Genomic DNA, 21,497 nt, shown 5'->3' on the forward strand with positions numbered 1-21,497 from the left:
GGAGCCTGCGGAGCGACCCGATGGCACTGTCATTTCCACTCACATTGGGCTCACGTGAGTCAGAGGATGTACAGCATTTCCTGGTAGGTCGGAAGCGGCCAGAGATCGTCCGCCACCATGCCCTCGAGAGTGTCCGCTGCTGTCCGGACTGCGGCCATGGCAGGAAGCAGAGCGTCCTTCGCGTGGGTCGCCTCGGCGAGAGCGTCGCCGCCGGGGTCGCTGTCCAGTGCAGCCTCGAGAGTCGCCAGAGCCGAACGCAATGCGGACAGCGGCTCGGTCACCGACTGCAGTTCGGCGGTGTCGGCTTCGACGCCTGCAGCCTTCAGCGCTGCGACGTTCTGTGCCAGCTCGGTCTGGTACCGCACGGCCGCGGGAAGCACAGATGTCCGTCCCATCTCGACGGTGAGGCGCGCTTCGACGAACACCGTCAGTGCGTACTGCTCCAAGCCGATCTCGTACCGCGAGTGCATCTCTCGGTGGTTGAAGACGTTGTACTTCTCGAACAGCTCCATCGCGGAATCGGTGATGAGTTCCGGTAGCGCGTCGAGCGTCGTTCGCAGGTTCGGCAACCCGCGGGACTCGGCCTCGATCTGCCAGTTGTCGGAGTAACCGTCACCGTTGAACACCACGGCACCGTGCTCGGTGATGATCTCGGTGAGCAGATTCTGGACGGCCGTGTCGAATTCGGTGCCGTTCGCAACCGCGGTTTCCAGGTTGGTGGCCATGTAGTCGAGCGACTCGGCCATGATGGTGTTGATCGTGACCATCGGCCCGCTCACCGTCTGCATCGAGCCCGGTGCGCGGAACTCGAACCTGTTGCCGGTGAACGCGAACGGGCTCGTCCGGTTGCGGTCGCCCGGATCGGTCGGGAGCACCGGCAGCGTGTCGGCCCCGATCATCATGGTTCCCTTGCCCTTCGACGACGTCGCCGCGCCCTTGGCGATCTGATCGAAGACGTCGGCGAGCTGGTCGCCGAGGAAGATCGAGATGATGGCCGGTGGGGCTTCGTTGGCGCCGAGCCGGTGATCGTTGGTCGCCGACGCCACCGAGGCGCGCAGCAGGCCGCCGTACTTGTGCACCGCGCGGATGACCGCAGCGCAGAAGACGAGGAACTGGGCGTTGTCGTGCGGGTTGTCTCCCGGCACCAGCAGTGACCCGAGCTCGGAGTTGCCGAGCGAGAAGTTGACGTGTTTGCCGGATCCGTTGACGCCGTCGAACGGCTTCTCGTGGAACAGGCATTCCATGCCGTGCTTCTTGGCGATCGTCTTGAACGTCGTCATCAACAGCTGTTGGTGGTCGGCTGCGATGTTGCCGCGCTCGAACATCGGCGCGATCTCGAACTGCCCCGGCGCGACCTCGTTGTGCCGTGTCTTCGCTGGAATACCCAGCTTGAACAGCTCGCGTTCGGTGTCCATCATGAAGCCGAGGACACGCTCCGGGATGGCGCCGAAGTAGTGATCGTCGAATTCCTGCCCTTTGGGGGGCTTCGAGCCGAACAGCGTACGGCCTGCATTGAGCAGGTCCGGGCGTGCGAGGAAGAAGTGCCGGTCGACCAGGAAGTACTCCTGCTCCGGGCCGCAGAAGGACACGATGTTCTCGATGTCCTCGTGTCCGAAGAGCGTCAGGATGCGTTCGGCGTGACCGCCCATCGCCTGCTGCGAACGGAGCAGCGGCGTCTTGTGGTCGAGCGCCTCGCCGGTCATGGACACGAACACCGTGGGGATACACAGCGTGTTGCCGTTCGGGTTCTCGAGCACGTACGCCGGGCTGGTGACGTCCCAACCCGTGTAGCCGCGGGCTTCGAACGTGTTGCGCAGACCGCCGTTGGGGAAGCTCGACGCGTCGGGCTCGCCTTGGATGAGGGTCTTGCCGGCGAACTCGGCGAGCGCACTGCCGTCACCGACGGGGTCGAAGAAGCTGTCGTGCTTCTCCGCCGTCAATCCCGTCAGGGGGTAGAAGACGTGCGCGTAGTGGGTGGCGCCTTTCTCGAGCGCCCAATCCTTCATCGCCGACGCCACGGCGTCGGCGACCATGGGATCGAGGGCCATGCCTTTCTCGATCGTCGCGATGACCGACTTGTAGACCGACTTGGGCAGGCGCTTCTGCATGACCACTTTGCTGAAGACGTTCTCGCCGAAGATCTCGCCGGGCTTCTCTTCCCCGACGAAGCTGACCGCGGGCGGGACGTACGCCTCGACGTCCTTGATCGCCTGCAGGCGGACGGTATTTCCACTCATGAGCTACCCCTTGACAAGGTGCGCTCCGCAATTGGATTTCGCGGAGTCCGACCTGGCGACAGTACGAAGCTCCCGTGGCGGCAATGTTTCGCCGCTGTGACCACTGCAATTCGACGGCCGCGCGCGGTGAGACCGGCATCCAGTCGTGCGGCTCAGGTATGGACTGAATCACAACGAGATAGACAAATCTTCAATTTTGTCTATCCAGGTTTACATTAAAGCGGTATTGTCACTCTCGTAGTGATCGACACCACTAGACGGTCAGGGCTCGATCGACCGCCTGAAGACGAGGAGTTCAGTCGTGGCAACCCAGACGAGTCCACAGTCGAATACGCCGGTCGACGAGTGGCGCGACAAGAAGCGGTACCTGTGGCTGTTCGGCCTGGTACCTCCGACCGCGATCTTCATGGCGCTGGGTCTGATCTGGGCATTCAACCAACTCGGCTGGAATGCCGTTTCACCGATCTGGTGGTGGATCGGCCCGATTCTGGTGTACGGGCTGCTGCCGATCCTCGACCTGTTCTTCGGGCCCGACGGCCAGAATCCGCCGGACGAGGTCATGGAAGCGCTCGAGAACGACAAGTACTACCGGTACTGCACCTACATCTACATTCCGTTCCAACTCGCGAGCCTGGTGATCGCCTGCTACTTGTGGACGGCGGACAACCTGAGCTGGCTCGGCATCGACGGTGCCCTCGGGCTGATCTCGAAGATCGGTTTGGCAATCAGCATCGGCGTCATGGGCGGCGTCGGAATCAACACCGCACACGAGATGGGGCACAAGAAGGACAGCTTGGAACGATGGTTGTCGAAAGTCACTCTGGCTCAAACGTTCTACGGCCACTTCTACATCGAGCACAATCGAGGACACCACGTTCGCGTCGCGACGCCGGAGGACCCTGCCAGCTCGAAGTTCGGGGAGAGCTTCTGGCGATTCCTTCCTCGTAGCGTGTGGGGCAGCCTGAAATCGTCGTGGAAGCTCGAGCAGACTCGCATGCAGCGATTGGGCAAGTCCACGTGGAACATTCGCAATGATGTGCTCAACGCTTGGCTCATGTCGATCGTGCTGTTCGGCGTTCTGACGGCCGTGTTCGGAGTCGGCATCCTGCCGTTCCTCGTCATCCAGGCCGTGTACGGGTTCTCATTGCTCGAGACGGTGAACTACCTCGAGCACTACGGGTTGCTGCGGGCGACCACCAAGTCCGGACGCTACGAGCGGTGTGCTCCGGCGCACAGCTGGAACTCCGACCACATCGTCACCAACATCTTCCTGTACCACCTGCAGCGCCACAGCGATCACCACGCCAACCCCACCAGGCGGTACCAGACCCTGCGCAGTATGGAAGGTGCACCCAATCTTCCCAGCGGGTACGCCAGCATGATCACCGTCGCCTACTTCCCGCCGCTCTGGCGAAAGGTGATGGACCACAGGGTTCTCGATCACTACCGGGGTGATATCACCGCGGTCAACATCGAGCCGAGCAAGCGCGACAAGATTCTCGCACGCCACGGCGCCCAGTCCGGTGGCCGATCAGGTGCAGCTACAGATGCACCGAAGGACGCGCAGTGATGACGGCGTACGAGTGCCCGGTGTGCAACTACGTCTACGACGAGGCCACCGGGGCGCCGCGGGAGGGTTTCCCGGCAGGAACGCCGTGGTCCGACATCGCCGACGATTGGCCGTGCCCGGATTGCGGCGTCCGGGAGAAGATCGACTTCGAACAGAAAGCAGGATGAGAGATGGCCACGGATTTCAAGCTCTACCAGTGCATTCAGTGTGGTTTCGAGTACGACGAGGAACTGGGCTGGCCGGAGGACGGGATCGAACCGGGTACTCGGTGGGAGGATATCCCCGAGGACTGGAGCTGCCCGGACTGCGGAGCCGCGAAGGCCGACTTCTTCATGGTCGAGATCAGCAGGCCGTGACTCTCGGGGCGCCCGATAGAGTGGGGGTCGTGTCAACGCAACCGGTCCACCCGAGCCTCTACCAGGACGCCGCGATCAAGCACGCACCCCTCAAGAATGCCGTGTCGAGCCCGATGCGGACGACGATTCTCGACGGGCTGCACGATCTCCTTCTCGAGCGCACGTGGTCGACGGTCAACATGGCGGACGTCGCCAAGGCGGCGGGCATCTCGCGGCAGACGCTGTACAAGGAGTTCGGTACCCGTAAGGGGTTGGCACAGGGGTACGCACTGAGGTTGACGGATTCGTTCGTCTCGGCGGTGGACGATGCGGTGTACGCCAACGAGGGTGACAGTCTGCGCACCCTCTACGTCGCGTTCACCGAGTTCTTCGGCCGCAGTGCATCGGACCCGCTGGTGCTGTCGATGCTGACGGACGATCCTCCGCCGGACCTGCTACGGCTCGTCACCACCGAGAGCGGTGCCCTCATCGAGCATGCGTCGCTGCGACTCGCTCGGACCTTCGAACGCAGCTGGCTCCGCGCGTCGGCGCACAACGCAGACGTGCTGGGCCGCACCGTGGTTCGGCTGGCGCTCAGTTACATTTCGATGCCGCCGGAGAACTCGGCCGACGTGGCTGCGGATCTGGCGTCGCTGCTCACCCCGTTCGTCGACGCGATCAAGGGCACCGCATGACCGAGTACACCGCATGAGCGAAGTACACCGCGCGCACTTCGCCGAGCTGTCCGGCCACCAGGTCTACGCACTGTGCAAACTACGGGTCGACGTGTTCGTCGTCGAGCAGAACTGCGCATACCCGGAGCTCGACGGCGCCGACGAGGATCCGTCGACCGTGCATTTCTGGCACACGGACAACGGGCGGATCGTGTCCGCGCTGCGGTTGCTGTACATCGACGGGGAAACCAGGATCGGACGGGTGTGCACGGCGGTGGACGCTCGCGGCCGCGGCCTGAGCGCCGAATTGCTACGCGCGGCAATCGATCACGCACGCGGCGATACCATCGTCATCGGAGCACAGGCTCATCTGGAGCAATGGTACGGCCGGTTCGGTTTCGTTCGCAGCGGTGAGAACTACGACGAGGACGGGATCCCCCACCTTCCCATGACCAGGAAGGGCGATTAGGCGGTCATCTGCCGTGCTGCTTCGAGGACAGTGTTCTCGGAGAGCAGGACGTGCAGTGCTGCATCACCCACTGGGATGAAACTGTCCTCGCTGCAGACGCGTCGCACCTTGCCCGGGTATCCGGCGTCGACCATTGCGGTGACGATGCCTTCGCTCACACCACCGGACCTGCGCGTCTCGTCCACCACCAGCACCCGGCCGGTGGCCTCTGCATGTTCGACGATGTCCGCCAACGGAAGTGGTGCGATCCACCGGATGTCGACGACGCGCACGCCCACGCCTTCGTCGGCGAGTGCCCGCGCGACCCGCAGGCTCATCCTGACGCCGTTGCCGAAGGTGACGATGGTGAGATCGACTCCGTCCCCGTGGATTCGAGCGCGTCCGATCGGGGCAGGCGGCACTGCTCCCCCGGCAAGCCACAGTCCGTCGCCGTCCAGGTACAGATCCCTGGTGTGGTACAGCGCAATGGGTTCCAGGACGACGCACACGGCGCCGTGTTCCACTGCGGCGTGGGCGCAGACGAGAAGCATGGCGGCTGCGTCGTCCGGCGTCGAGGGTGAGGCGATGATCATGCCGGGGATGTCGCGCAGGGCGGCAACAGCGTTGTCGTTGTGGAAGTGTCCGCCGAAACCCTTCTGGTAGCCGTATCCCGCGATCCGGACGATCATCGGATTTCGATACTGACCGTTCGAGAAGAATTGAAGCGTTGCCGCTTCCCCGCGAAGTTGGTCTGCCGCATTGTGCAGGTAGGCGAGGTACTGAATCTCGGCGATCGGGAGCAGACCGGACACTCCGGCGCCCAGGGCCAGCCCGAGGATCGTCTGTTCGTCGAGCACGGTGTCGAACACTCGGGCCGCTCCGGCATACGCCTGCAGACCTCGGGTGACGCCGTACACTCCGCCTTTGCGCGCCACGTCCTCGCCGAACAGAATCGACTGTGGATACATGGACAGAATGTGCTGCAGCGCGGCGTTGACGGCTTTCGCCAGGGTGGTCGCCTGCGGCAACTCGATGCTCTCCGTCTCGGTGGTTCCACGCGCCTGCTCGGATGCGCTCGTCAGGGGTTCCATGACCGCTGCCGCGCTGCTCAATTGCGGTAGCTCGGCTACTTCCCGTGCCACACAGAGCACCTGTGCGCGCTTGTTCTCGTAGAGATCCACCACCTCGTCGATCTCGAGGACCCCCGTCTCGACGAGGCGCCGTGCGGTGCAGAGGACCGGATCGCGGGCGAGATCGGCGGTGAGCTCCGTGGCCGACCGATAGGACGACTCCACGTCGGATCCTGCGTGCCCCATCAATCGGACCGACTCGATGTGCAGAAACGCGGGGCGACGTCGTGTCCGGACCCAGTTCGCGGCCGCGATCGATGCGGCGTGGACCTCCTCGAGGTCCCGGCCGTCCGCGTGGAAGTATTCGAGGCCCGCTCGGGTCGAGAAGTTCGACGCGATCCATCCCGTGGGTGTACGCACGCTGATGCCGATCCCGTTGTCCTCGCAGACGAACAGCAGGGGCATCGGGACACCCTGATACGCAGTGTTGATCGCGGAGTTGATCGCACCCACCGCGGTGGAGTGGCCGGCGGATGCGTCACCGAAGCTGCATACGGTCACCGCGTCGGACGGCCACGTGGTGTCCACCCCGAGCTTGGGTGCACGGGCGAGGGAGAATGCGACTCCCACCGCGCGCGGCAGGTGCGAGGCGATGGTCGAGGTCTGTGGGACGACTGCGAGGTCTACTCGTCCGAACACTTTGTGCCTGCCACCGGAGATGGGTTCCTCGGTGGCGGCGACGACCCCGAGCAGGACGTCGCGAATCGGATCGCTTCCCCCTACCTGTCTGGCGCGTTCCAGGAAGAACGCTCCGGACCGATAGTGCAGAAGAGCTGGGTCCGTCGGCCTCAGCGCACCGGCGACCGCTGCGTTGAACTCGTGCCCGGACGAGCCGATCGTGTAGAAGCCCGTGCCGTGGGAACGCAGCCATCGTGCCGCGAGGTCGAGGTGGCGGCTGCCGAGTTGAGCGTCGAACAAATCCAGCGCCCTCGTCGGCGTGAGACCGGTCCCGAGTTCCTCTCGACCTGGTACCGCAGCTCGAATCGACTGCAGGAAGTACTCGTCGATCGGCTCGGCCATGCGGTCAGGATATGCGCGTGCGCCACCGCACGCGGGCGAAGTCAGCGCGAGTCGGTGTTTCGCCAGGCCAAGAGCACACCGGCCCCGGACTGACGCGCCCACGGAAGGAACACGGCCACGGCGAGGGCGCAGGCCAGTGCCGATCCGACGGTGACGTACGACGCGAGCTGAAATCCCTCCAGCGACGCGGCTTTCATCGCGTACACCAGGTCCGCCTTCTGCGTGGCGAACACCGAGTTGGTCGGTGCCTTCACGATCTCGATGACGCTGACGACGGTCTCCCGAGCGAACGCCTTCTGGTAGGGCTCCATCAGCGCGTCGGGGATCGCGTCGATTCGAGGTCCCACCTTGGTGGTGTAGATGGACGCGACGATCGACCCCAGCACAGCAACTCCGAGCGTTCCGCCGACTTCACGCGTGGTGTCGTTGACGGCCGAGCCTGCCCCTGCTTCGTCGAGGGAGACCGAGGACATGATGGATTCCGTTGCGGGCCCTTGAACGATGGCCAGTCCCAATCCCATCAGCACCATCGAGATCAACACCGGTCCGAAGTAGGGGGTTTCGACTTTCACCTGGCCTGCGATGAACATGCCGACGCTCATCACGACGAGTCCGAAGACGATCACCGCCGTGGTACCGACGCGTTGTGCGATCAGGGTGGCCAGTGGCGCGCCGATCGCGATGGACACCGCGAACGGTAATGAGTGGATGCCGAATTGGAGTGGACTGAGCTCCATCACACCTTGGAAGTACTGGGTGATCATGAACAGGAACCCGAACATCGAAAAGTACGCGACGGCAATGGCCAAGGCAGGCAGCGAGAATCGTCTGATCCGGAACAGTGCCATGTCGAGAACGGGCGAGGGGGTGCGTAGTTCCCACCACACGAACACCGCGAGGCAGACCACACCGAGCAGGTAAGCCGCGATACTGATTCCGGACAGCCAACCCTGGTGTGGGGCTTCGATGATGGCCCACACCAGTACGGTGATGCCGACCAGGGACAGAGCGATACCGACCGGGTCGAATTTTCCGATGTGCGATGCCTTGGACTCCGGCACGAATTTCCACGCCGCAGCCAGCACCACCGCGGCCACGGGCACGTTGATCCAGAACACCGAGTGCCACGAGAAATGTTCCAGCAGAAAGCCTCCCGCGGTGGGTCCGATCGCAATGGCGAAACCTGCCATCGCGGTCCACGCAGCGATGGCGAGTGCGCGTTCCCTGGCGTCGGAGAAGATGTTGATGATCAGCGCGAGGGTTGCCGGAAACACCGCTGCGGCACAGATTCCCATGAGCGCGCGGGCCGCGATCACCTGTCCGAGGTTCGCGGCGAGAGCGCCGCCGATCGACATCACCGCGATTCCGGCGAGGCCGACGATCATGACTTTCTTCCGTCCGTAGCGATCCCCTAGATGCCCGAACGCGAGCAGGAGACCAGCGAAGGTCAGCGTGTAGGCGTCGACGACCCATTGCAGGCCGCTGATGCTGGACCTCAGTTGCAGGCCCATCGACGGGAGGGCGACGTTGACGACGGTGTTGTCGAGTACGACGAGCAGTTCGGCGGTACAGATGACGACAAGCGCGATCCAGCGTTGCCTGACTGTCGTCATCGATACAGGGGATGCGAGCGATCGGTGCTGAGATGTTCGAACCATGGGCGGATCCTTCTCGACTGGTCATGCCGCGAGCTTTTCGAACATGCCCGGACTATGACGCGCTGCATAGCGACCATCGGAAGGTAACTGTAACTCGAAGTAATAGCAACAGTGGCGGCGTCAGGATGCGTCGAGCGCAGCCTCCAGCCAGGCGAGAAGTTCGACCTCGACCCGGTCCAGCGCGGCGGTGCTGCGCTGGGCTTTCGCGATGATCAGAGCCCCTTCGAACGACGCGATTGCCATCGTGGCGAGACCTCTCGAACGGTCCTGCGACAGTCCGCGCTGCCACAGCGACGCGGCGATCGTGTCCTCCCAGGACGTGAACGACTCACCGGCGGCGACGAGGGCCGCGGGCGAATTCATGCCCTCCAGTGCAGCCGGGGCCACCGGGCAACCCGCGGTGTATTCGGTGGCTTCCAACTGCTGACGGAAACCCCCGATGATGGCTCTGAGCGTCGCAGCGGGCCCGTCGCTCGCGAGACCGCGGGAGATCATCGACCCCATCAGCGCACCCGCGGTCCTCGTCGCCTCCTCGACCAGCTGCGGCTTTCCGCGGGGGAAGTGGTGGTAGATGGACCCGCGGGGCGCGCCTGCATGCTCGATGACGTCCGCGAGCGACGTGGCCTCGACGCCGCGCTCTCTGAACAGCAGGGCCGCGCTGCGCAACATGTCCTCGCGGGCTGTACTCCGACTCACGCGACCTACCCCTCTTGACGTTACCGATCGTCACACATACGGTGACCTCGGGTATGCACTACAGCATAACGTCGACGACGAGAGGCCACCATGACCACCGAGGTCGATCCTGTCACCACGCTCGCGGCACCGCTGACCTTGGCGTGCGGTCAGGTGCTGCCGAACCGCCTCATGAAGGCCGCGTTGAGCGAGGGCCTCGGCACCAGGACCCACAGTCCCGACGTTCGGCTCGAACGCCTGTACACGCGCTGGGGCGCAGGAGGTTACGGTCTCGTTCTCACCGGCAACGTCATGGTCGACCGTCACCACATCGGTGAACCCGGGAACGTGGTGATCGAGGACGACCGCGACCTCGACGGTATGACCCGGTGGGCCAAGTCCGCGCGCGACGGCGGGTCTCCGATCTGGATGCAACTCAACCACCCCGGTCGCCAGGCCAATCCGATGGCGACCCGGTCCAAGCCGATCGCGCCGTCGGCGATCGCTCCCGGTATTCCTGGCATCCCGGCACCGCGCGCCATGACGGAGTACGAGATTCGGGGCATCGTCGAGCGATTCGCGACCGCAGCACTCGTCGCCGAGTCCGCCGGATTCGACGGCGTCCAGATCCACGGGGCACACGGCTACCTCGTCTCGCAGTTCCTCTCACCGTCGGCCAACCGACGTGAAGACCGATGGGGTGGCAGTCTCGACAACCGCATGCGGTTCGTACTCGACGTGGTCCGCGCCATCCGCACGGCCGTGTCCCCCGGATTCGCCGTCGGCATCAAGCTCAACTCGGCAGATTTCCAACGCGGCGGATTCGGCGAAGAAGAGTCACGCCTCGTCGTCGAACATCTGGCCGACGAGCACATCGATTTGATCGAGATCAGCGGTGGAACCTACGAGTCGCCCGCGATGATGGGCCGGTCGGTGGCCGACAGTACGCGTCGGCGTGAGGCGTACTTCCTGGATTATGCCCGCGAGGTCCGCACTGCCGCGGGCGACGTTCCGCTCGCGGTCACCGGAGGCTTCCGCACGCGGTCGGCGATGGGTGCCGCGGTGGCGTCGGGAGAGTGCGACGTCGTCGGTCTCGGGCGACCTGCCGCCGTGACACCCGACGCAGGCAACGCGCTGCTTCGAGGCGGGGCCGACAGCGTCGTGTCGCCGGCGATCGGCCTCGGGTTGCCGCGCAGGTTCGCCAAGCCGCTCGACGGCGCCCTCGACCTGCAGTGGCACACCGACCAGCTGCACCTGATCGGTGCGGGGTCCGAGCCGGACCCGAACCGATCCGTCTGGCGCACCGCGGTGAGGACTCTGCAGCGCAACGGGCTCGATGCCTTCCGGAGCAGGCGCAGCGGATCCAAGTAGCGGGGTGAACACAAGTAGTCAGTCGACGTACTGATGTTTTTCGAGTCGATGTGCAGGACGATATGGCCATGCAACCCGAATACGACGCATGGCCGTCACTTCCGGTGGACTCGTGGATCGAGACCCGCGACACCGTTCAACTCTGGACCCAGATCGTCGGAAAGACCCGAATGGCATTGGGTCCGGCCGTCAATCATTGGTGGGGTGTGCCCCTGTACGTCGACGCCCGTGGCCTGACGACGTCGTTGATGCCCGTCGGCGATCGAGGGCTCGAGATCAGGTTCGACTTCCTCGCTCACGAACTGGTCTTCGAGGTCACCGACGGCAGCTCGCGCCGCATGAAGCTGGAACCGCGCACCGTCGCGGACTTCTACTCCGAGTACACCGCGCATCTCGACGCGTTGAAGATCGACGTCGACATCGTCGGAACGCCGGTGGAGTTGCCCGACGCGACGCCGTTCGCCGAGGACACCGTGCACGGTTCCTACGACGCGGAGGCGGTGTCGGCATTCTGGCGTTCGCTTGTCAGCGCGCACTCGGTGTTCTCCGCGTTCCGGGCCGATTTCCGCGGCAAGTCGAGCCCCGTACATTTTTTCTGGGGTGCGTTCGACCTGGCGGTCACGCGATTCTCCGGCCGACCTGCGCCCACTCATCCCGGTGGTATCCCCAACTGCCCGGACTGGGTGATGCACGAGGCGTACAGCGACGAGGTCTCCAGCGCGGGCTACTGGCCGGGCGGAGCGGAGGAAGGCGTCTTCTACGCCTACGCCTATCCGCATCCCGACGGGTACGACACCCACCCTGCGGTCGAGGCGCCGGGCCGGTGGGACTCCACGCTCGGCGAGTACGTCCTGCCGTACCACCTCGTCCGCCAGTCGGACGACCCCGCGGCCACGGTGCGCCGGTTCCTGGAGCAGACTCACCGCGCTGCCGTGGAGACCGCCGGTTGGTGAGGGACCGAGAGGCAGACCGCGTGGGTTTCGCCTGCCGGCTCTCCGCCGAGAACGTGGGTGAGTGCCGCAGCGATGGCCTCGTGGTCGGAGCCGGTCCACCGTTCGTCGCGCTGGCGCCGGTACTGCGACCACGACGGCACGCGGAACTGCTCGAGGATCAGTTCCGGGTTGTCGAGGCTGCGATACATCCGCCACGAGAACGCACCGGTGCGTCGACGTGATCGTCCGACGTCTGCCATCGCCCTGGTGAACGCGTCTCGTCGAGCTTCCTCGACCGTGTAGGACACCGTGATCTGGACGGGTCCGTCGTCCGGTTCCGGTTCGAACACCACCGTCGGTGTCGGCCATGCAGTCGACACCGTTCGGTCGAGGGTTCCGGTGTCCGGCAGCAGCGGCAGCAGGGCCACGCTGGCGGCGACGATCACGAGCAGTGCCGTCGCCACCAGCGCGGCGTCGACGAGACCGATGGTCGACGCCACCCACCCCCAGATCAGGGAACCGGCGGCCTGCGATCCCATGAAGACCAGCAGATAGACCGACATCGCCCGGGCGCGGACCCAGTGCGCAACCGACAGTTGAATGGCGGCGTTCAATGCGGTCAGTGTCGTGATCCACGCGATACCGGCCAACACCAGACCTGGGATCACCACCCACATCGGCAACCACACGAGGGCGGCGGTTCCCGCGCCGTACGCCACCGCCGACACGACGAGAAGTGTGTTGGCGGACCACCGGGCTCGCAGCGCGGGTGTCAGTGCTACGCCTGCCACCGCCCCGACACCCAGGACCCCCAGCAGCGCGCCGTACCCTATTGCGCCCAGGTCCAGAACGGACGACGCGATGGACGGAAGAAGCGCCCACAGCGCCGACGCAGGGAAGGCGAACAGTGCCGAGCGGACCATGATCCGTCGGACGATCGGCCCGGATCGTACGTACCGAAGGCCTGTCAGCAACGATTCTCCGAGTCGCTCGCGGCCGGAGTTGTCCGTGCGGGGACGCTTCCATCCCAGCAGCGCACCGACTACGGCCAGGAACGACAGGGCGTTGAGACCGAAGACGAACGTCGGCCCGGCGAACGCGACGAGCACGCCTGCAATGGCGGGACCGACAGCGCGAGCTGCATTGACCGTCACGCTTCCCAGTGCGGACGCTGCAGGAATCTGTTCCCGTGGAACCAACTCGGGCTGGATCGCCTGCCATGCCGGTGCCGACAGCGACGTCCAACACCCCAGGACGAAGGTCGACGCCAGCAGACCGATCGGGGTCAGCGTGCCCGTCCAGGCGAGGACCGTGAGAACGCCGGCCGTGACACTCGACGCGACGCCGATCACGAGAAGCAGGATCCTGCGATCCAGTGCGTCGGCGAGGACTCCCGCGAACAGCGCCAGCAGCAACGTCGGGGCGAGGCTCGCGGTCTGTACCGAGGCGATCACCGTCGTCGACGCGCTTCGTTCGACGAGGAACCATTGCGCCCCGACGGTCTGCATCCAGCCGCCGATGTTGGACACGAGCTGAGCGAGAAAAAGCATGCGATACACCGAGTTTCGCAGCGGCGCCCATGCTGAACCCTCGTGTGCAGTCACCCCAGTCACCCCAGTCACCCCAGTCACCTCAGTTCCGCCACCCAGTCCGTGAACCTTTGCCAGCCGACCTCCGGGTACTCGCGGCGCAGACCGTCGATGTCCGCGTCGTACCCGGTATCGGTCAGGAACTGGAACATCGCGCGCATGTCCGGCGACGAGATCGCGGCGGCGTCGTACGAGTGCGCGGTGACGGCGGTACCGAGGACTGCCCCGAGCGCAGCGGCCATCTGGGCGGGGGTCGGATCGTCGGACGCCAGATCGATTCGGGCGCCGAGGAATCGGGACGGATCGGACAACACGAGCGCGACGAATCGACCGAGATCGCGGCGGGACATCTGCTGCAACGGGGTGTCCACCGGTAGCGGTAGGTCGAGTCGTCCACGTCGAACGTCCTCGATGCCGCCCAGCATGTTGTCGTAGAAGTAGGTGGGGCCGACGATGGTGAACGGCACGGTGGACGCTCGCAGAATCGCTTCCGTCCTGGCCTTCGTCTCGAAGTGCGGTATTCCCGTGGATCGATCCGCGTCGGCAACGGACGAGAACACGACGTGGGGAACGTTCGCGGCCACCAGTGCGTCGACGAGTGCCTGCCCCTGGGCGATCTCAGCCTCCGGCCCGTCCTCGAACGGAGTGGTCATTGCGAACACTCCGGCCACACCGGTGAACGCGTCGGTCGTCGCGGACCGATCGGTGATGTCCGCTTCTCTGATCTCCACACCCCGCTGCTGGAGTGCGTCGGTGCGGGCGGACAGGCGCCGTACCAGGGCCCGGACCGGAATGCCCCGTTCCAGGAGGGCGTCGACAACCGCCCCTCCCTGACCTCCGGTTGCTCCCACGACTGCACAAGGCTTGCTCATACTCGTCACAGTGCCGTGTCCGTGCGGCTCGGTCATCAGTCGTGCGACTGAACTCAGCGCAGAGCATTACCCAAATCGGGCGCCCTCTCGATCAACTGACGCGCATCCCTGGCCGTCACGACGCCGTTGCACACCTCGGCGTACTCGCTCATGGCGCACGAGGCCTGCGACCAATACCTCTCGTGCTCGGGTGTCACCCAGGCCAGGCGATGCACCTTCCTGGACAGTTCCTCCAATTTGTCCACCCGCGGTGGCAGACCGTTGCACCGGCCGTCACCGACGATCAGGACCGAGGTGCGCGAGGTGACCTTGGAGCCGTGCGTCGTCAACAGCTCTTCGAGCGTGCGGCCGTAATCGCTGCTCGCCTCCAGGTCCAACTCGGGTGCCGCGAGCACCGATGCGAGCGCGTCGTCACCGGTACTGCGCGCCAGCAGGTCCGTCACGTCGACGGGATTGTCCACGAAGGCGAGCACCGTGCACCTGCTGGTCCGGTGCCGCATCGCCTGCGCGAGCCGCAGTGTGAACGCGGTGATCGGACGCACCGACAGCGAGACGTCGGCGAGGACGAGGAGCCGAACCCGTTCCGGCACTGGCTTGTCCACCATCAAATGGAAAGGCACGCCGTCGGTTCTCATGCTCGCCCGGACCGTTCGGCGCATGTTCAGTCGCCCGTTCGTGGCTTCACGTGGGCGAGGTCGCGGTGTACCACGCATGCGGCGCAGTACTTCTCGACACGCATCGCCCACCTCGGCGCGCGACGGAATGTCCGAGTCGGGTGCGTCGGACGCCGTCGCCGTGTCTCGGGAGTCTGCGGTTCGATCCTGGCCTGCGATGGCGTCGACGAACGCTTCCACCGCGTCGACCAACTTGTCGAGTTGTGCCGCGGTCAACGGCTCACCGTCTCCCTGATCACCGTAGAGCGAGTGGGGGTCGTAGGCGTCGAGCCAACGGAGAATGCCCTCCGGGTCATCCCATGCCAGCGTCCCTTGCGAGATCATCGCTTGTGCCGACGAGAGGTCGCCGACGGTCGCGGAGTCGGCGCGGTCGACGTCGACGGTGAAGGACACGCCCCTTCTGCCGCTGTCGTTCTCGGTGTCGACGGCAAGGTTGGAGTCCGCGCCGGTGATGGACAGGTCGTCGTCGTCCTTGTGCGGATTGAATCCTTTGTCCGCCTCGGGAGTGTCGAAGAAGTCACCGACTTCGGCTGCATTCTCGTTGTAGTCCGCGTAGCGGCCGGTGTCCCTGTCGTCGTTCGAGATCTCGAGGGTAGTGGGCGCCCCGTCGGCACCCGAATCATGCGTCGGCCGACGCTCGTCCAACACGGTAACCGGGCGGGGGTGGAACAGCCGCTCGAACGCGGCGTCGAATCCGTCCTGCTCGTAGCTGTACTTGGCACACGTCGCGCGCAGCGCGGATTCGAGCACTCGGAGGTCACCGGCGCCGACGAGACCGAGAACTCTACGCACCTCGATCACTTCGGCAGGCGACGCCGATACACCGTGACGACGAAGCAGGCGGCCGAACACCGCTGCGAGGACGTCGAGTACGTAGGCCGGTGTGCTTCGGCGACCGAGATCGGACACGGCACTCACTTCTTTCGGATTCCGAACCCCACGCCGCTCGTGCGAGGGTCGCGGCCGCCGGTGCCTCGAAACGCCGCGGTGGTGGTGTTGGGCGGGCGGGAGGCGACGGTCGCGTTCGGCTCGTCGGATGTGTCCGGGGCAGGCGCCTGCGCTCGTCCACGAACCAGTTCGACGTCGCTTCCGTACTTGAGAAGAGCTGCCAGCAGGATCTCTCGCGTGCGTTCGGTGTCGTGATCCTTCAGGATCATCGCGGCGCGGGCTGCGTCGATGACCTCGGAGACCGATGGACTCTTGCGCAGCGGGAGTTCCCTCAGGGACCTGGCGAGTTCGACGACGTCGGCGACGGTGGCGTCCTCCACTTCGGGGGCCCGGGAGGACACGATCTCACGTTCGCGTTCGGGCGTCGGGTAGCCGACGGAGAAGTGCAGGCAGCGACGTTTCAACGCAGCAGACAGTTCGCGAGTGTCGTTGGAGGTGAGTATGACCCACGGATCGGTCCTGGCCACGAAGGTTCCGACTTCGGGGATCGTGATCTGTTTCTCCGCGAGGATTTCCAGGAGCATCGCCTCCATGGATTCCTCGGTTCGGTCGACCTCGTCGATGAGGAGTACGACGGGTTCCTCGGACAGTATGGCGTCGAGGAGTGGCCGCACCGCGAGAAACTTCTCCGAGTACAGGCCGAAGTCCGTGTCCGCCAGGATCTGCGACGCTTCCTCGGTGCTCTCGACCGCCGCGAGTTCGGAGCCGATGCGGTCGCGCAGCATCTGTACGTGCAGAAGCTGTTTGGCGTAATCCCATTCGTAGAGGGCGCGGTTGTCGTCCAGGCCCTCGTAGCACTGCAACCGCACCAGCCTGCGCCCGCCTGCGACGGCGAGCGCCTTGGCCAATTCGGTCTTGCCGACACCGGCCGGCCCTTCGAGCAGCAATGGTCGATCCAGGGCGATCGCGAGATGGACTACGACGGCGAGATCGTCCCCCGAGATGTATCCCGTCTCGCGAAGCCCGTCACGGACGGTGTCCGCACTGGTCGAGAAGATCGGTTCACTGCATGCCTCCAGGCCGGCCGATGTCATGGTAATTCTCTCCTGCGCTCAGTAAGCCTTGTTGATGGCGTGGTCGACGACGGGGATCATGGAGTCGACGGTGACCTCGCGAGGGTTGCCCGGGGTGCACCAGTCTCCCTGGATGTGCTCGGAAATCTTGAGCACCGTCTTCTCGTCGCCGGGGATGACCTCGCCGCGGCCGGCGTACTTGCCGGTGTTCATCCGGTTCTTGTCGTAGAGCCTGGTGTTGACCTCACCGAAGTTGTCGGGGATGCCCACGTCCTTCGACAGCCGAATCGCGGCCTCCACAGCGGCGTCGGCAGCTTGTACCGTCGTGAGATTGCGGGTGTCCACGCCGAGAGCCCCTGCCATCTGTGCGTAGCGTTCGTACCGCGAGGGCAGGTTGTACTCCCATACGCGGGGCAGCGCGATGGCGTTGTTCAGACCGTGGTGCGAGTCGAAGTATGCACTGACCGCGTGCGAGATGGAGTGCACGATGCCCAGACCACCGGAGTTGAACGCCTGTCCGGCGATGTACTGCGCGTTCATCATTCCCTCGCGGGCCTTCAGGTTGCGCGGCTCGTACACGGCTTCGCGGAGGTTCTTCGCCACGAGCTCCACCGAGTACAAGGCGTTGCCGAGCGACGGAGCGAAGTCCAACCGGGACACGAAAGGCTCACTGCCGTGGGCCAACACGTCGAACCCGCAGTAGGCGGTGAAGTGCTGGGGGCAGGTGTAGTACAGCAGCGGATCGTCGATGGCGACGGTGACGATCGATGCCTCGTCGAACGCGACCCACTTGTGCGGATTGTCCATGTCCGAGGTATCGGTGATCACGTATGCCCAGGACGTCTCCGAACCCGTTCCGGCGGTGGTCGATACCGCGATGTGAGGGGGGTTCTCCTTGTTGGTGGACTTGGCGAAGCCCTCGAACTCGTTGATGTTGCGTCCGTCGTGGGCGATCACGATGCGAGCGCCCTTGGCTGCGTCGTGACTCGAGCCACCACCGACGGAGATGATGCTGTCGCACTTCTCCTTCTGGTAGAGGGCAGCAGCGTCCATGACGTTGTAGTCTTTCGGGTTCGACTCGACCTTGTCGTACAGGACGACCTCGACACCCTGGTACTCGATCTTGCCGATGAGTTCTTCGATGATGCCCGAACCGCGGAGTCCGGTGGTGACCAGCAGCGAACGCTTGAATCCGAGGTTCTTCGCCTCGACGCCGATGATGTCGTGTGCGCCCACTCCGAGAAGCGCGCGTGGGAAGGGGTGGAATTCCTTGATCGGGAAGTCCCAGATCTGGTTGAGCTCGATTGCCATCGGATCCTCCTGGTGAGTCGGTGTGACTACGCTCACTCTGAGGGTTCGACATGATCGGCGACAAGGGATTTCACCCCGAACCGCCCGTCCGCTGGACCGAACTACCCGATCGGTCAGGTCAGCGTGCTGCCCGGTCGATCATCCCCCGCAGTTCGTGACGCTTGCTGACTCCGAGCTTCGGATACACGTGATACAGGTGCGAGCCGATCGTGCGTGGTGAGAGGTGCAATTGCTCGCCGATCTGGCGGTTCGTCAGGCCTTCCGCGGCGAGGGTCGCGATGTGTTGTTCCTGAGCAGTCAGCGACGCCCACCCGTCCGTCGTCGTCGACGTCGATCCGCGAGTGCCGCCTGCTGCCCGCAGTTCCGCCCGAGCGATGTCCGCGAACGTCCGCGCGCCGACGGATTCGAACGTGTCCAACGCCGCTGCCAACTGTGGCCTGGCGTCGGTAGGACGGCGGTTGCGCCGCAGCCATTCGCCGTAGTGAAGCTGAGCACGTGCACGCTCGACCGGCCACTGACCACCGTCCGGATCGAGAACTGCCGTCCGGTAATGACGTTCGGCGCCGCGGGTGGTTTCGCTCACCAGGGCGGCAGCCAGGTGCCGAAGCAACCTGATCCTGGCCGGTGGCTTCGACCCGATCGCACGCCCGATGGCTGTCACGAACCGCCTGGCCGACGCCTGTTGCCCGCTCCTTGCACCAGCCCATGCCAGGTCCGCGATACCGAGCACCGATTGGATGCTGTGCAGCGGCGTGCCGTCGTCCTCGAAGACACCTCGCAGTCGCTCGTACGCGCTCGCGAAATCACCGTTCACACAGGCGAGGAACGAACGGGCCCGCGTCAGATCGACCGTCAGCGCACCGTTCGCTCGCGGCTCGAACAGTGTCGCCGCCCGGGCCAGGTGTCCTTTCGCGACATCCACGTTGCCGCGGTGAGTCTCGATGGTGCCACGGTGGATTTCGACGATCGCTTCGACGAGCGCCATCCTGCCCACCGTCGCCACCTCGGATGCCTCCTCGGCAGCTTTGTCCACCTCGTTCCACCGGCCGGTGTCGACAAGGGCACCCAGGAATGCAGCCATCCCCATCGCCCCGGCTCCGAGACTTCCTACCTCACGCAGAGATTCGATTCCTCGCCCGAAGTAGGACAGGGCGTCGACGCTGTTCTCGCTGAGGTATGCCCTCGTCCCTTCCGCCAGCAGGTACGAGATCTTGGCTGCGATGGACGAGGTCTCGTCGAGGGCTACGCGAGCCTCCGCCCCGAGGGTGCTCGTCGAGTACTCGGCAATCAGCTGCCTGACGGCTTCCTTCGCCGCATCCGGCATCGGCGACAGAAGGTCGCGCCCTTCCGAGGAGACCTCACCGCCGGCGCTCGGTGCGGGAATCGCCTCGGCGAGACTGGACAATGCGGTCCTTCGCCACTCTCCGCCACTGAAATGCGCCGCGCCGAGGGCAGTGAACAACAGCGCCAGAGTAAGACTTTCGTCCGTCGGTGTGTACTCCGAGAACGTGCGACGCACCACGTCGAACGCCTCGTCCGGTTTCGCCGTTTGCAGCAGTATCGAGGCAGTCGGAAGCGCTGCCGCACTGCGAATCTCGGGCGAGGTCGTTGCTCGGCGAACCTGAGCAGCCAACGACAGTCCCCACTGCGGATCGCCCGCCATGTAGGCAGCGTGCGCAGCACTGGCGTATCGCAACGCCGCTTTGTCCGGCGCCGGAGAGATTTGCGCAGACCGTTCCAACGCACGTGCGACCTCGAAGAACCCTCCTCGGCGGTGAGACAGTTCGGCGGCGCCTTCCAGTTCCGCGGCCACCGATTCGTCCACGCCGTCCGCGGCCGCAGCACGATGCCACGCCCGGCATGGCGGGTCGTCGACCAGTCGAGCAGCGAAATCCTCGTGTGCGGCGCGGCGCTGGTCCACACTGCAGTCGGAATAGGCTGCGGAGCGGACCAGCGGATGCGTGAAATGTACGGCACGGCCGTCGATCACAACGAGACCGGACTGTTCCGCTTCCCTCCACACCGACAGATCGCCGCCGAACCCTGCAGCCGCGGTGATGATGTCCAGAGACTCGTATCCGGATCCGGACGCCGCGTAGAGCAACAACTTTCGGGTCTGCGGCGTCAGGTCGGCGATTCGAAGGGAGAACAGCGACTGCACCCGACGAACCCGGTCGTCGCCCGTACTGGCCGACAGGTCGACGCCCGACCGGACGACGGCACGGCTGAACTCGATGATCGCCAGAGGATTTCCCTTTGCCTGACGAATGATCTCGAGTCGCGCAGAGCGCGACGGTGTCATGGGCTGACGGTCCAACAAGACGGCGGACTCTGCTTCGGTGAGACTGGGGACCTCCGCCGCGGCGACGCCAGGATCGACGCCGTCGGGAATACGGTGACCTCTCGAGCTGCACAGCGTGGTCATCGGACCGGCCACCCGCCGGACTGCGTAGACGACGATGTCGAGCGAATCACGGTCGAGCAGGTGCGCGTCGTCGAGAAGCAGCACGAGGGGTGACTCCGCGGCGAGCACTTCGAGGAGGTGGAGTACCGCGTGCCTGCAGGCGTACATGTCGACCATGGCGGGCAGGGGTGCGCGACCCAGCATCTCGTCGAGTGGGATTCGAATTGCTTCGGGCAGACGGTCGGCATACGCCATGACCGGCCACAACAACTGCTGCAGTCCGGAGAACATCTGCTGGGTCTCGGCGTCCACGCCTGAGGCTTGCAGCACTCGAACACCGGCGTCCTCGGCGACGGCACGCGCATGCCGGAGAAGAGTGCTCTTGCCGATCCCGGCCTCACCCAGCAGCCAGAACATCCGATCGCCCGCGCCCGGATTCGTCACCATGCGGGTGATCGACGCAGCCAGCGCGTCTCGCCCCACCAGCGCCCCAGCGGGCTCGCGTTCCGCAGTCATCGAGCACCGCCCGTAGTTGTAGCAACAATATGTCGTTCACATTGTGACACCGCCGCGCCTGTCGTACAGCGTTCGCATGGCCACCCACGGCAGCGCGCTGGACCCCGTGGGTTGGACTGC

At 64.9% G+C, this 21,497-nt stretch carries 17 protein-coding genes; 7 read left to right on the top strand and 10 right to left on the bottom strand.

The genetic code is table 11. The features are described 5' to 3' along the window. Positions 1-59 precede the first annotated feature (59 nt). On the bottom strand, positions 60-2,237 hold the full coding sequence (locus CH293_RS05110; protein WP_033189251.1) for a glutamine synthetase III: 2,178 nt from the start codon (positions 2,235-2,237) through the stop codon (positions 60-62). Positions 2,238-2,538: 301 nt separating this feature from the next. Between CH293_RS05110 and CH293_RS05115 the strand changes: the two genes are divergently transcribed. The 5 genes from CH293_RS05115 to CH293_RS05135 are packed head-to-tail and all read left to right on the top strand — an operon-like array spanning position 2,539 to position 5,285. Continuing rightward, positions 2,539-3,807, top strand: a complete 1,269-nt coding sequence (locus CH293_RS05115; RefSeq protein ID WP_094719560.1) for an alkane 1-monooxygenase — start codon at positions 2,539-2,541, stop codon at positions 3,805-3,807. Beyond that, the gene (locus tag CH293_RS05120) at positions 3,807-3,974 is read left to right on the top strand and encodes a rubredoxin (RefSeq protein WP_037114278.1); all 168 of its coding nucleotides are present in this window, start codon (positions 3,807-3,809) and stop codon (positions 3,972-3,974) included. Before CH293_RS05115 ends, CH293_RS05120 begins: the two co-directional genes overlap by 1 nt. A gap of 3 nt (positions 3,975-3,977) precedes the next feature. Further along, a complete protein-coding gene (locus tag CH293_RS05125) occupies positions 3,978-4,163 on the top strand; it encodes a rubredoxin (RefSeq protein ID WP_019663698.1) in 186 nt (61 codons plus the stop codon). 20 nt (positions 4,164-4,183) lie between these two features. Further along, positions 4,184-4,837, top strand: a complete 654-nt coding sequence (locus CH293_RS05130) for a TetR/AcrR family transcriptional regulator (protein ID WP_037114281.1) — start codon at positions 4,184-4,186, stop codon at positions 4,835-4,837. A 13-nt stretch (positions 4,838-4,850) separates the two neighbouring features. Then, entirely contained in the window at positions 4,851-5,285 is a 435-nt protein-coding gene (locus CH293_RS05135; RefSeq protein WP_094719561.1) for a GNAT family N-acetyltransferase, read from the top strand. On the opposite strand, the gene CH293_RS05140 is transcribed toward CH293_RS05135, so the two are convergent. From CH293_RS05140 to CH293_RS05150, 3 genes are all read right to left on the bottom strand, one after another. Then, a complete protein-coding gene (locus tag CH293_RS05140) occupies positions 5,282-7,414 on the bottom strand; it encodes a thiamine pyrophosphate-dependent enzyme (RefSeq protein WP_094719562.1) in 2,133 nt (710 codons plus the stop codon). The genes CH293_RS05135 and CH293_RS05140 overlap by 4 nt on opposite strands. A 41-nt stretch (positions 7,415-7,455) precedes the next feature. Further along, positions 7,456-9,027 (bottom strand): MFS transporter, encoded by a 1,572-nt coding sequence (locus CH293_RS05145; RefSeq protein WP_094719563.1) that lies wholly within the window; start codon positions 9,025-9,027, stop codon positions 7,456-7,458. A gap of 165 nt (positions 9,028-9,192) precedes the next feature. Further along, positions 9,193-9,768 (bottom strand): TetR/AcrR family transcriptional regulator, encoded by a 576-nt coding sequence (locus CH293_RS05150; protein ID WP_241483958.1) that lies wholly within the window; start codon positions 9,766-9,768, stop codon positions 9,193-9,195. A gap of 90 nt (positions 9,769-9,858) precedes the next feature. On the opposite strand from CH293_RS05150, the gene CH293_RS05155 reads away from it, so the two are divergent. Then, positions 9,859-11,118, top strand: a complete 1,260-nt coding sequence (locus CH293_RS05155; protein ID WP_037184703.1) for an NADH:flavin oxidoreductase/NADH oxidase family protein — start codon at positions 9,859-9,861, stop codon at positions 11,116-11,118. 68 nt (positions 11,119-11,186) lie between these two features. Beyond that, positions 11,187-12,071 carry a DUF5996 family protein gene (locus CH293_RS05160; protein ID WP_094719634.1) on the top strand — a complete coding sequence of 295 codons (885 nt, stop codon included), beginning with the start codon at positions 11,187-11,189 and terminating at the stop codon, positions 12,069-12,071. On the opposite strand, the gene CH293_RS05165 is transcribed toward CH293_RS05160, so the two are convergent. The 6 genes from CH293_RS05165 to CH293_RS05190 all read right to left on the bottom strand — a co-directional run bounded on the left by CH293_RS05165 (position 12,038) and on the right by CH293_RS05190 (position 21,377). Continuing rightward, positions 12,038-13,654 (bottom strand): MFS transporter, encoded by a 1,617-nt coding sequence (locus CH293_RS05165; RefSeq protein ID WP_255122702.1) that lies wholly within the window; start codon positions 13,652-13,654, stop codon positions 12,038-12,040. The two genes, CH293_RS05160 and CH293_RS05165, sit on opposite strands and share 34 nt — an antisense overlap. Before the next feature lie 23 nt (positions 13,655-13,677). Beyond that, positions 13,678-14,511 carry an NmrA/HSCARG family protein gene (locus CH293_RS05170; RefSeq protein ID WP_094719633.1) on the bottom strand — a complete coding sequence of 278 codons (834 nt, stop codon included), beginning with the start codon at positions 14,509-14,511 and terminating at the stop codon, positions 13,678-13,680. A 53-nt stretch (positions 14,512-14,564) separates the two neighbouring features. Then, positions 14,565-16,103, bottom strand: a complete 1,539-nt coding sequence (locus tag CH293_RS05175; protein ID WP_094719565.1) for a VWA domain-containing protein — start codon at positions 16,101-16,103, stop codon at positions 14,565-14,567. Then, positions 16,100-17,167: a MoxR family ATPase gene (locus tag CH293_RS05180; RefSeq protein WP_037114297.1), complete on the bottom strand. Its 1,068-nt coding sequence runs from the start codon at positions 17,165-17,167 to the stop codon at positions 16,100-16,102. The genes CH293_RS05175 and CH293_RS05180 overlap by 4 nt, the downstream gene beginning before the upstream one ends. Before the next feature lie 18 nt (positions 17,168-17,185). Then, positions 17,186-18,457: an NDMA-dependent methanol dehydrogenase gene (mdo, locus tag CH293_RS05185; protein WP_037114423.1), complete on the bottom strand. Its 1,272-nt coding sequence runs from the start codon at positions 18,455-18,457 to the stop codon at positions 17,186-17,188. A gap of 118 nt (positions 18,458-18,575) precedes the next feature. Beyond that, positions 18,576-21,377 carry a helix-turn-helix transcriptional regulator gene (locus tag CH293_RS05190; RefSeq protein ID WP_094719566.1) on the bottom strand — a complete coding sequence of 934 codons (2,802 nt, stop codon included), beginning with the start codon at positions 21,375-21,377 and terminating at the stop codon, positions 18,576-18,578. Positions 21,378-21,497 lie beyond the last annotated feature (120 nt).

The organism is Rhodococcus sp. 14-2470-1b (assembly GCF_002259415.1).
GTDB lineage: Bacteria > Actinomycetota > Actinomycetes > Mycobacteriales > Mycobacteriaceae > Rhodococcoides.